Genomic DNA, 11638 nt, shown 5'->3' with positions numbered 1-11638 from the left:
CTGATGTCGCCGCCAAGCGGCGTCCTGCCCTAAATGGCGATCTGTTCGCCGAGTTCGACGACGCGGTTGGACGGCAGGTTGAAATAGTCGGACGGATCGATGGCCAAGCCCTCCAGCGCCATGAATATGCGCTCCTGCCAGGCGGGCAGCCCAGTGTTCGGCGTTCTGACGAGGTTCCGGCGGCCGAGATAGAAGGAAGTCCTCATGATCTCGAACTTGAAGCCGCCCTCGCGGCAGAGAGCCAATGCCCTGGTGACATCAGGGTCGTCCATGAAGCCGAAGGTGATGTCGAGGCGCACAAAACGCGGCGAGAGCTGGCTGATCTTGATGCGGCGGCTGTCGGGGACATAAGGTTCGTCCTCGGTCCACACGGTCAGGATGACGTTCTGTTCGTGGAGCACGTGGTTGTGCTTGAGATTGTGGAGCAGAACGTTCGGCGTCCGGTCCGGAACGCTGGTCAGGAAGACTGCCGTTCCCGGAACGGTCACCGGCGAATGGTCCGATTTTCGCTCGATCGACCTGATGAAGGAATCGAGCGGGATCTCGTTGTTGGCCCGCAGTCTCTTCAGATAGGCTTGGCCTCGGGTCCATGTCCACATCAGGATCATGATCGCCAGCGCAAGGGCGACCGGAACCCAGCCGCCATCGTAGATCTTCAGCAGGTTGGCCGCCAGGAACATGACTTCGATGGTGAAGAGCGGCAGCAGCCAGGCGGCGGCGAGCACGAGGGAGTAGCCCCAGACGACCCGAAGGAACTGGAAGACCAGCATGGTCGAGATGACCATGGTTCCAGTCACGGAGATGCCGTAGGCGGTCGCCAGCGACTCGGAGTCGCCGAAGGAAAAGATCAGCATCAGTACGCCGACCAGCAGGAGAAGATTGACGGCCGGCACGTAGATCTGGCCGGTATTGGTCTCCGACGTGAACTTGATCCTGAGCCTCGGCAGGAAGCCGAGGTGAACCGCCGAGCGAGACAGCGAAAATGCGCCTGTTATCACCGCCTGGCTGGCGATGATCGTTGCCATCGTCGCCAGGAGAACCATCGGCGGCAAGGCCCAGTCGGGATACATCAGAAAGAACGGGTTGCCGGCCGTTTCGGGATGAGCGAGAACCAGCGCGCCTTGCCCGAGGTAGTTCAGCAGCAATGCGGGAAAGACGAGCACGAACCATGCCATCTGGATCGGGCGGCGTCCGAAATGCCCGAGATCGGCATAGAGCGCCTCGGCACCCGTCACCGTCAGAAAAACGGCGCCGAGCACGATGAGGCCGACGCTGCCGGCATGGGTGAGGAACAGGAATGCATTGGCCGGATTGAGCGCGGCCAGAATCCTCCAGTCATCGCCGATATGGATCAGGCCGCCGGCCGCCATGGCCAGAAACCACAACACCGTGATCGGCCCGAAAAGCTTGGAGACGGCGGCCGTTCCCCTCGACTGGACGGCAAAGAGGACGATCATGATCGCCGCCGATGCAAGCGGGACGTATTCGGCAAAGGCGGGTGTGATCAATTTCAGGCCCTCGAGCGCCGACATCACCGACAGGGCCGGCGTGATCATCGCATCGCCGATGAAGAGGGCAGCGCCGATCAGGCCGGCGAAGAAGAGCACCGGCACGTTTCGTCCCATCTTCTTCATCAGGAGGGCAAGGAGCGAAAGCGCGCCGCCTTCGCCGTCATTGTCCGCCCTGAGAAGGAAAAGCACATATTTGAAGGTCACGATGATCGTCAGCGTCCAGACCATCAGCGAAATCAGACCGATGACCTCGGTCTCATGCACGCCATCGGCGGCAAACGGCCTCAGCGCCTCGCGAAAGGCATAGAGCGGGCTAGTGCCGATATCGCCGTAGACGACGCCGACCGCGCCGATGACCAGCCCGACAAAGCCCTTCCTGCCGACGCCATCCCCCGTCTTATCCATATGCGTCGACGTCATGGTTCCCCGCTCATGCCACTTGCCTATGAGAACAAACATATGCCGCATTGCAGAACGGCAAGCAAATTGATGCGGGTGCGAATATTTTTGTGAGGGGTGGATGCGGGGATGGGAGGGTGGCGTTGCGATCCGTTCAATGTCGTCAGTTCGCATCCCCTTGCGATTGCGCTGTCGCATGATAAAAAGGATGCATGACCTGCGCCCTGAACCTTTCGAGCTTCTATTACACGCTGCTCCCATAGAGCGGCGCAAGGTCATTTCCTGACACTCGAGACGCCGCACGGTCGGCGGCACGTGTGTCAACAGATGGTCTCCGGCCTCATCGGCCCAAATGGAGACCCTCGTGATACTATCCTCTCAGCCCACCGGACCTAGATCCGACTTTCTTCGCACTTTGAGCGAGCGCGGCTTCCTGCATCAATGCACCGACTTGGAAGCATTGGACAATTGGCTTTGTTCAGGAGCCGGCAGAGCCTATAACGGCTTCGATCTCACCGCCGACAGCCTGCATGTCGGGCATCTCATTCCGATCATGATGCTGCGGTGGTTCCAGAAGACCGGCAACAAACCCATTGCGTTGCTTGGCGGTGCAACAAGCCGCCTGGGCGATCCGAGCTTCCGCGACACGTCGCGTCCCCTTCTCAGCGAAGAGCAGATCACGAAAAACCTGATCGGCATCCGGCGTGTCTTCGAGCGGTTCCTCGCTTTCGGGGACAGCCCGACCGATGCAGTCATGGTCAACAATGCCGACTGGTTGGGCGGGCTCAACTACCTCGATTTCCTGCGCGATATCGGGCCGCATTTTTCAGTCAACCGGATGCTCACATCAGAGAGCGTGCGCCAACGGTTGGAACGAGAGCAATCACTGTCATTGCTGGAATTCAACTACATGGTCATGCAGGCCTACGACTTTCATGTCCTCGCAGAAAGCCGCGGCTGCCTGCTTCAACTGGGTGGCTCCGACCAGTGGGGCAATATCGTCAGCGGCGTTGAATTTGGACGGCGGATTGGCGGACGCACCCTGTTTGGATTGACTGCCCCGCTGCTGACGACGTCGTCGGGCGCGAAGATGGGCAAGAGCGTTTCGGGGGCGGTTTGGCTAAACGCCGACCGGTTGACGCCCTATGAGTTCTGGCAATTCTGGAGAAACACCGGGGATGCCGATGTGGGTCGTTTTCTCAGGCTGTTCACCGAGTTACCCTTAGGTGAAATTGCACGCCTCGACGTGCTTCGGGATTCCGAGATCAACGAAGCGAAAAAGATCCTTGCCGACCAGATCACCAGCCTGTGCCACGGGGCAGATGCGGCAGCGCAAGCGTCCGAAACCTCCCGGCGCACCTTCGAAGCGGGCGAGGTACCGGCTGGTCTCCCGACGGTCAGGCTCCCGGATAACCTTCGCGGCGATTTTCCGCTTGTCGACGCCATGGTCGCCGCCGGGCTCGCCAAATCGAAAAGCGAAGCACGGCGATTGATCGTCGGTGGCGGGGTTCGGGTGAACGGCGGCGGTGTAAACGACGAGGCAATGCGGCTTGGCGACTCCGACGTTCAGGACGGCGTGATCCGGCTATCGGTCGGCAAGAAGCGACAGGTCCTCCTTCAGTCGGTTTAGTGTGGTGTCTTCAATTCGGGGAGCGGGCCAAGTCGACCACTTTGTCGCGCTCCCATGGATACAAGCTTGATCTGGCAGCGTGTGCGGCAGCGGTCTTCATGCAACGAGAGAGAACAGCCGAGGGCAGAACGCCCTCGTTCACCCGGACGACCGCGCACCGCCTGTTCAAGCCGCTCCAGGCTGTCTCGCCACTTCGTAGCGAGCCCGGCTCAGGCTGACCAGGCTCGCTATTGCCGCGCAGCCGCCCGCAGTGACGACCGCAAATTCGAGCGCGCTCGACAACGAAAATGTTGCGAAGATGATCGACATGCAGATCCCACCCAGGGTTTGGCCGAGAAGCCGCGCGGTGCCTTGCATGGCGCCGGCGGCGCCGCTTCTGGCTTTCGGTGCCGACAGAAGGAGAATTCGGTTGTTCGGCGTTTGGAACAGTCCGAAACCGAGGCCGGCGATCACAGTGCCGACGAGAAACGCGATACCTCTCGGGTCGGGCGGGGCGAATCCGACCACCAGGAGGCCCAGGGCGAGCAGCGCGCCGCCGATGGCGCAAAGCCATGCCGTCTTGACGCGGTTTGCCAAACGTCCCGAAATGGGCGCGATGATCGCGGTCGCGGCAGGCCAGGGCATCATGTATAGACCGGCCAGAACCGGCGTCATGTGCAACGTGTGTTGAAGGTAAAAGGGTAGCGCGATGTAGCCTAGCATCTGGCCGCAGAAGCACGCTATCGAGGCGATGACCGCCACGCGGAATGCCGGTGCCGCCAGCAGGTCCGTGGGAACGATTGGTGCGTCACTGTTCCGTTCAAGGCGCAGCAGGACGAAAAGGCAGGCCAGCGAGGCGGCAATGAGGACGGCGCCGCTTATCGGCGCGATCGCTATCCGGTCGGCGCCGCAGAAGAAAAGGATGAACATCAGCGTGTTGGCCAGAATCGCCTTCGCGTTCAGCTTACGCTTCGCGCCCTGAATTTGCCCGAGCAGACCGCCGCCGAGCAGAACGATGACGCCGAGTGGTATATTGACTGCAAACAGCCAAGGCCAGGTGGTGACGGAAAGGATGGCACCGGCAATGCCGGGGCCGGCAGCGGAAGAAATTGCGATGACCATGGCATTGATGCCGATGATGGGACCCAGCATGTGCTGCGGCACGGCCGAGCGCAAGTTCATCATGGCAAGCGCCATGATCGCGCCACCTCCCAAGCCCTGCACGAAACGAGCAAGGATCAGCAAGGGAAGGTCGCCCGCGAAGGCGCAGGCCGCGGAAGCCACGGTAAACAGCGCGACGCCGATCAGGAAGACCCGCCGCGCGCCGTAGATTTCACCCAGCGCACCACATGGAAGAATGGCAACGAGCACGGCCAGTTGATAGGCCGAGACGACCCATACGGTGCTACCCGCGTCGGCGTGCAGAGAGACCGCGATCGAGGGTAAGGCGACATTGGCAATGGCTCCGTCCAAAACGACAAGAACAAGCGTAAGAAGCAACATGGCAATAGCCAGGTACCGTCGAGGCGACGCCAGGCCGTCTTGAGAAATTGGTGCGGTGTAGGTGAGGGACATGAAAACTCCTCGATGTTTGTTGGACGGTCGACTACTTAGGCTTTGCTGATTGCCCGCGCCAGACGCAACAAAATCAATTGACCGTTGCGTATGGCGCCATGCCTGAATAGAATTGAGCCATGTCTGATCTCGATCTTAACCTCTTGGTGGCGCTGGATGCGTTGCTGCGCGAGCAGAGCGTATCGGCCGCCGCTCGTCGGCTTGGCCTCAGCACGTCCGCCATGAGCCGGACGCTGTCACGGTTGAGGACCGCGCTGGGTGATCCGATCCTTGTGCCGGCGGGGCGCGGCATGGTTGCGACGCCTCATGCCCTGGCGATTGGTGCCGAGGTACATTTGTTGAAAGAAGCCGTGCAAGCCGTGCTTAGTCCGCCGTCGACGGTGGAGATTCGGGAGGTGCGGCGCCATTTCACGATCCGTGCCAATGAGGCATTCGTGCTTCTCTACGCCGCAGTTCTGAGCGCCGCTGTGACGAACGCTGCGCCGGGGATAAGGCTTCGCTTTGCGCCGAGATCGGACAAGGACGTTCAGGCCTTGAGGGACGCGGCCATAGATTTGGACATCGGTGTCCTCCCGCGAGACAGCGGGGAGCTGCGTTGCCAAACCCTTTTCGAGGATCAGTATGTCGGCCTCGCAAGGGTAGGGCACCCGATCTTCGATGCAGATCGGATAACGGCCGAGCGCTATGCCGCCTGGGGCCACGTGCTCTTCTCGATGCAAGCGGATTTCGCCGGTCCGATCGACAGGGCGCTCGCCGAATTGGGCCATGTCCGTGATGTCAGGCTGATCGTGCCAAGCTTTCCGGCGGTGATAGCAGTTGCTGCGGCATCCGATTTGATCGGCTCGATTCCGAAGTCATATTGTAAGTCTGCCGCGATAAGCCATATCAAGACCTTTGATCTGCCCATAGCCGTGTCGGGTTTCAACATCGTGCAGGCGTGGCACCCCCGCATGGATGCAGATCCCGTGCATCGCTGGCTGAGGGCGCTGATTTTTGAGACGTTCCACTCAAAGAACTGAGTGCGTCGCCCCGCCAAAGCAAGCGTTTCGTTCCCGTTCCGCGGAGGTGATCCGCGATCTTATGCAGTGCAGCCTCCCGTTGATGCAGGGAGCGAGAGTTGCTGCTTGGCAGCGCCGAATGGTGATCGCTGGTGGCGCCAATAAGTGGACATCAGTCGTGAGCGGCTGCCAACCACTGCGAAATTACGGGCGGCTGCATCATGCTGACAGGGGCTGTCAGCAAAGGTGGTCGATAATGCTGAGGCCGCGGGTGTCCGAGCCGGTCGCCATTTCGTCGGAATGCCCAGCTATGCCGTCGGATGCCTGGGCTTCAATCCCGCCCCAATCGGAGCAGTGTCCCCGAGATGAAGCCGCACCACCGTATTTTCTTCATTCAGTTTGCCGTGGCTCTTTCTCTGGGGGCGTTTGTTTCGCGGCTGCCCGACCTTCAGCTCAAGTTTGGCCTGACGGAAGGGGAGCTTGGCCTTCTGCTCGCCGTCCTGTCCTCCGGGGTTCTCTGCGGGTTGACGTTCTCGGTGAGGTTCATCGAGAGGCTCGGTGCGCGCACGACCGCCTTCGTCACCGTCTTCGGTGCGTCGCTGTTTTTCGCGCTGCCCCCCTGGATGCCTTCAGCTCTTCTGGCGGTACCATTGTTCTTCATTGCCGGCGTTTTCACCGGAGCATTCGAGATCAACGCCAATATCGAAACCGATCGCCATGAGGCGCTGCTTGGGTACCACATCATGAGCCGGGCTCACGGTATGTGGAGCCTCGGCTTCTGCATCACCGCCCTTGTTGCCGCCGGCATGCGGCAGGCTGCCGTCTCCATCGAACTGCATACCTTCATCGTCCTCGTGACGGTCTTGATTGCCGGGTCGATCGTTTTCTCCGGGATCGAGAATGCGCCCCTGCGGCAGGACGCTCACCCCGGAGATACGCCGATCATTGCTTTTCCCACGATCGGACTGCTCCCCCTTTGCCTTGTCGCCGCAGCACCGCTTCTTGCCGAAGGCGCAAGCGTCGATTGGTCGGCGATCTATATGCGCGACGTATTCGCGGTCGAACCCTTCGTCGGCGGGCTTAGCGTGACCATTTTCTCCTCGTTTATCGCCATCGGGCGTCTCGGGATGGACCCTCTCATCGACCGCTTCAATCCGCGGCCGGTCGCAATCACTCTCCTTGGGATCGCGACCATCGGTGTTGTCATGGTTGCGACGGCGACACACCCTGTTGTCGCGCTCGCAGGCTTTGGCCTGACAGGTATCGGCTGCTCTTCAATCTATCCGCTTGCCATCTCGGCTGCGGCCCGACGCACGGATCGACCCGCACCCGTCAACGTTGCAGCGCTCGGGCAGACGACGTTCCTTGTGTTTTTCGCCGGGCCGCCATTGCTCGGTTTCGTTGCCGAACACTTCGGCATCCGCTTTTCGTACTGGGCGGTCGTCCCTGTTCTCGCCGCAGCACTCCTGGTCACCAGGGCACTTGCTGCTGATCCCGCCCCGGTCACAGGCCAACCCGAACCGGCGCAACCACACGGTTGACACGCCACGCCGGCCTCCTCTGTCGTAAGGTCGTTCACGTCCGCAACCGGAGGGGCAACCTCCGGCTTTCGCTGGTGAATTGGGCGAGCGCAATGTATTTCCCATCACGTCGAAGTATTATGAACGGACATCGGAAATATAGCTCGTATAGGTGAGGAGCTAATTCCGCGCGCTGTCGTCAACTCTTGGCGAATGGTTTTGCTGCTCAAGCATTGCGAACGCAGTCCATCTCCTTTGAATGGACCTGGTTGGTATGGTGAAACTCCAGCCTTTCGGCCTAGCAAAACATATGTTTTGCGGGGTTTGCGATGGCCGTGTCCGGCCGCAAAGGGAGGCTCGCCTCCGCAGCTCCGCGCCTCGCTTCGGACAAATTTCTGCCGCCAAAATGCCAGTATTAGTTGTCTCTAAATCACGCCATAATTCGCATCTACGTTGCCGCGCCTGTTTTATTCTTCGCCACATTTCGGAATTTCAACATTATACAAACAATGGTGGGTAACTATGAAGGTTATTCTCGTCATCGTCCTCATGGCGCTTGCCGTGCCCTGTGAGGCGGACATGCTCGGCACGGCGTCCAAGTACAAGAGCATGCACGAACGCTCCATCTCCTTCCTCAGCATCAATCCGCGCAGAGTATCGTGGTGCGGGGCGTTCCTGGCCTTTGTCGCCAAGCGATCTTCGCGGCAACCGCCGCCCAACCCCAACATGGCGGTGTCCTGGAGGAAGTTCGGCAAGCCGGTCGGTGTCCGCTCCGCCAGGCGAGGGGATGTCGTGGTGATCCGCACCGGTCGGCGCTTTCATGTCAGCCTGTTCGATCACATCGACCAGCGCCGGCAGTACGTCTACCTGTTCGGCGGCAACCAATCCAACCGGGTGCAGCTGTCGCGCTATCGCGCCAGTTCGGTCGTCGCGGTGCGACGATGATGCCGGCCTAAGGGAGCAGGCATCGCTTCTGAAAAAGGCGAAGTATCGCTCCTTAAAAACCTCTTGTCTGCAAAAGATAATTGAATTCAATATCTTGCCGTTGATAGAGAGGTTTTTAAGGGGATAACTTTAAATAAAACAGGCAGGCAGTTTTTGCCGCTGATGTTTCGGGCTTTCCCGGAAAAGTTTGGCTTCTTAAAAATCGTTCCAACCTCGACGGCAGCTGCCCGGCAACTGGGCTTTCAGGTCTTGCGCGCCCTGACGTGGAGGAAGATCGGCGCGATGCGGGTATCGGCGACCATTGGCTCGGCGAGCGCCACCTCGACTGAGGCCATGGGCTCGCCGAAAGCTTCGATCGTCAGTCCCGCTTCGACGATCATCGACACCCAGGTCGACAGCGTCCGGTGAAAACGCGGGACGGCAAACGGCGTCAGCCTCGCCCGTTCGGCCTCGGGGATGGAGGAGAAGATCCAGCGATCGATCCGGCCGTCGCTCTCATCGAAATAATCGGCGATCTCCACCGCGATGGGCTCGCCGGCCTGATTGCGGATATTGCGGCGCGTCGGCGGCACAAAACACGGGTGCAGGATCGAAAACTGCAGGAAGCCGTCCGGCTTCAGGACCCGATGGATGCCCTTCAGCACCTCGCGCTGGTCGGCCATGTCCATCATCGACATGAAGGCGGTGACGAAATCGAAGCTTGCCTCCGGGAAATCGATGCTCTGGCCGTCGCCGAGCGCATAGTCGATGCCGAGCGGCGCTTCTGCCTCGCTCTCGCGGGCATAGCGAATGAAGGTCGGGGCGATGTCGAGCCCGGTCATGCGGGCGCCGAGGCGGGCGACCGCGCGAGTATTGGAGCCTTCGCCGCAGCCCAGATCGAGCCCGGCAAGGTTTGCTACCGTCGGCAGCATCTCCAGAAAGGCCGGCGTGTTCAGCGCGTCGCGGTATTTGTCGTAGCCGGCGCGGCTATAGATCGTCCAGGTCTCGGCATTGCTCTCCCAATGGGCGGCGACATCATTGGCGTTCATGGCTCTCCTCCTCGCGCGATCGGAACGGGCGGGGAGCTATAAGCGGAGCGTGTGGCAATGGGAAGACGGGCGACTAAAAGGAGGCAGGCAATGCTGCCTGCCTGGACATTCGGGAACGTTAATCGCCCGGTACAGAACATCGGATTGGGCATCCATTGCTGCGTCCGCGTCAGGGACGGAAGCGAAGCCTTTACACTTCGGAGCGCTCAAGGCCGGCGAAGGCGGTGATGCGCCCCGACATAGCTCTTTTCCCAGGCGCGGTGTAATGCAGGTTTGAGCCACGTGGAGAAATGGAGGGAAGGATTGTGACTGCTCTTGCAGATGAACAACAGAGCGAATTGAGAGCTTTATGGCACAGTCGAGACTTCCGAGCCTGGTTCGCCCGGCTGCAAGAAATCGCGCCCGAAGAAGTGGAGAAACTGCCAAGTTTTATGCGCGACGCGTTTCTCAAGCTCAACGACAATCAAGACAACGGCTTCGCAATATATGTGCCGCCCGAATGCGCGCCAGAAAAATTGGCCCATTATGAGGTTGCGCCCGACGACGAACTTGTGGTCGATCTCTCGTATCGCGATGAAGCGTCCGGTGAAACGCGCTTTGAACAGGGAACTGCCGGGATGTTACGGCAATTGGTTGAACTGGCAGAGCGTGATCCTAAGATCGTTCATCTTGTCATGGAGTATTGGGAGGCACTTCAGAAAGGTGCAGAGGTGAAGCAAGAGGTAGGCGGTGACGAATTGTGGCTCTCTCTACTGGAAGTTTATGATCATTTACTCGCAAGTGTATTTGGTCAGGGCAATGGTCGGGGACGCGTCGGGGTGAAATTGCTGAATATCTCGATTCACATGATCAGAAGCCACGTTCTTTCTAATCGCGAGGCATGAGAAATGGATGATAGAGAGACGGGCTGTTAGATGAAGGCAGTTGGGACCACGTTCGCAGGCAGCGCTTATGTTATATAAGGGCACGATGTTTGCCATTGCCCTTCTCACGGCATATTCGCCCGCCGTTGCGGCGGTGCGAGAAATCCCCGCACTGGAGCCCCTGCCGACGCCGGCGCCCCCTGGGCGATTGAGTGGTCAACGCCCGATCTGAAAGACCAGATGACGCCACAGACTTTGGTTCTTTGTTCGGATCGGGTGGACGACCAGATCGAATGATATCGGTCGCTGATCGAAAAGCTCGGCGTCCTGAAAGGTCACACGGTTCTGGATGGAAGCAAGCTTGGCGCGCACAAGCCAGTCGCCGGCAGCGTCGGTTACATCGTCTCCGCACATCGGGGCAACGAGGAGCAAGCCTTAAGCCATTGCGTCGCCAGTTATCCTGAACTCCGGGCGATTGTCGCCGATTTCATCGACAAGGAGATATCGGCTCAACGGGATACCCTTCAGGATCTCATTCGGGTTGGAATTTTGCCGAAGGGAACACGGCCGTCTCAATGCTACACGAGGTATTATTATCCGACCGAGGACTATTATCCGACCAGAAGCTCAAAGCAGTGGTTTGCGGTGGTCGAAGTGGACGATTCCGCCGACAAAAGGTGCTCTGATGACTTTCTTCCGGGCATTTTTTGGCATCTCGCTCGGTTCCTGCCGTTCTGGCATCTGCCGCTGACAGCAGAAATATAGGGTCAAGAAATGGGCAGCGTAAACGGAAGGTTCATCGCCGAAATCGGGAAGGACGTCGCCTAGATAGGTCTCGGGATCGAGACCATCGAACCTAGAGATGCCGAGGCACCTTTGCCTTCAACAGTTGCACGAGCGCGGGGTCCATGAAATCGTAGTCATCGGGAATATGAAGGCATATCAATCGCTTGTCCTTGAGAGCTGACCGGTACTTGCCCTGGACCTTCGTGCGGTGAGCCTTCTCCATGACGAAGACGATATCGGCCCATTCGATCAGCTCGTTCGATAACGGATTTTCGGCATCATTGTTGGTGCCGGCCGAGGAGACTTCGATATCAGGCCAGCTCGCGAAGACCTGTTCGGCCGTCGGGCTGCGAAGCTTGTTCTGACTGCAGACGAACAGGACGTTTTTCACGCTTCTTCTCTCT

The 11638-nt window shown here is 59.4% G+C and carries 9 protein-coding genes; 5 read left to right on the top strand and 4 right to left on the bottom strand.

Features of this window, described 5'->3' with window-relative positions; genetic code table 11:
* Positions 1–29: 29 nt before the first annotated feature.
* Positions 30–1931, bottom strand: a complete 1902-nt coding sequence (locus CUJ84_RS13410) for a potassium transporter Kup (RefSeq protein ID WP_105006574.1) — start codon at positions 1929–1931, stop codon at positions 30–32.
* Positions 1932–2262: 331 nt separating this feature from the next.
* On the opposite strand from CUJ84_RS13410, the gene tyrS reads away from it, so the two are divergent.
* Positions 2263–3540: a tyrosine--tRNA ligase gene (gene tyrS, locus CUJ84_RS13405; protein WP_105006573.1), complete on the top strand. Its 1278-nt coding sequence runs from the start codon at positions 2263–2265 to the stop codon at positions 3538–3540.
* Positions 3541–3705: 165 nt separating this feature from the next.
* On the opposite strand, the gene CUJ84_RS13400 is transcribed toward tyrS, so the two are convergent.
* Positions 3706–5022: an MFS transporter gene (locus CUJ84_RS13400; protein ID WP_105006572.1), complete on the bottom strand. Its 1317-nt coding sequence runs from the start codon at positions 5020–5022 to the stop codon at positions 3706–3708.
* Between the two features lie 191 nt (positions 5023–5213).
* Here CUJ84_RS13400 and CUJ84_RS13395 point away from each other — a divergent pair, with 191 nt between their 5' ends.
* From CUJ84_RS13395 to CUJ84_RS13380, 3 genes are all read left to right on the top strand, one after another.
* Complete coding sequence (locus CUJ84_RS13395; RefSeq protein WP_105006571.1) at positions 5214–6113, top strand: LysR family transcriptional regulator; 900 nt, start codon at positions 5214–5216, stop codon at positions 6111–6113.
* Between the two features lie 344 nt (positions 6114–6457).
* A complete protein-coding gene (locus CUJ84_RS13390; protein ID WP_105006570.1) occupies positions 6458–7633 on the top strand; it encodes an MFS transporter in 1176 nt (391 codons plus the stop codon).
* A gap of 501 nt (positions 7634–8134) precedes the next feature.
* Entirely contained in the window at positions 8135–8557 is a 423-nt protein-coding gene (locus CUJ84_RS13380) for a TIGR02594 family protein (protein ID WP_105006569.1), read from the top strand.
* 242 nt (positions 8558–8799) lie between these two features.
* Here the strand turns inward: CUJ84_RS13380 and CUJ84_RS13375 are convergent, their stop codons facing one another.
* Positions 8800–9585 (bottom strand): class I SAM-dependent methyltransferase, encoded by a 786-nt coding sequence (locus CUJ84_RS13375; protein ID WP_105006568.1) that lies wholly within the window; start codon positions 9583–9585, stop codon positions 8800–8802.
* A 305-nt stretch (positions 9586–9890) separates the two neighbouring features.
* Here CUJ84_RS13375 and CUJ84_RS13370 point away from each other — a divergent pair, with 305 nt between their 5' ends.
* Complete coding sequence (locus CUJ84_RS13370; protein ID WP_245457476.1) at positions 9891–10469, top strand: hypothetical protein; 579 nt, start codon at positions 9891–9893, stop codon at positions 10467–10469.
* 835 nt (positions 10470–11304) lie between these two features.
* Here the strand turns inward: CUJ84_RS13370 and CUJ84_RS13360 are convergent.
* Positions 11305–11625, bottom strand: a complete 321-nt coding sequence (locus tag CUJ84_RS13360) for a low molecular weight protein tyrosine phosphatase family protein (protein ID WP_105006566.1) — start codon at positions 11623–11625, stop codon at positions 11305–11307.
* Positions 11626–11638: the final 13 nt, after the last annotated feature.

Origin of the sequence: Rhizobium leguminosarum, from assembly GCF_002953715.1 — a bacterium.
GTDB lineage: Bacteria > Pseudomonadota > Alphaproteobacteria > Rhizobiales > Rhizobiaceae > Rhizobium > Rhizobium leguminosarum_V.
This window is presented reverse-complemented; position numbering and strand designations above follow the sequence as displayed.

Bases quoted from the DNA above. Each gene is read 5' to 3' on its own strand.
- CUJ84_RS13410 (WP_105006574.1), bottom strand. From the start codon at position 1,931: ATGACGTCGACGCATATGGATAAGACGGGGGATGGCGTCGGCAGGAAG.
- tyrS (WP_105006573.1), top strand. From the start codon at position 2,263: ATGGAGACCCTCGTGATACTATCCTCTCAGCCCACCGGACCTAGATCC.
- CUJ84_RS13400 (WP_105006572.1), bottom strand. From the start codon at position 5,022: ATGTTGCTTCTTACGCTTGTTCTTGTCGTTTTGGACGGAGCCATTGCC.
- CUJ84_RS13395 (WP_105006571.1), top strand. From the start codon at position 5,214: ATGTCTGATCTCGATCTTAACCTCTTGGTGGCGCTGGATGCGTTGCTG.
- CUJ84_RS13390 (WP_105006570.1), top strand. From the start codon at position 6,458: ATGAAGCCGCACCACCGTATTTTCTTCATTCAGTTTGCCGTGGCTCTT.
- CUJ84_RS13380 (WP_105006569.1), top strand. From the start codon at position 8,135: ATGAAGGTTATTCTCGTCATCGTCCTCATGGCGCTTGCCGTGCCCTGT.
- CUJ84_RS13375 (WP_105006568.1), bottom strand. From the start codon at position 9,585: ATGAACGCCAATGATGTCGCCGCCCATTGGGAGAGCAATGCCGAGACC.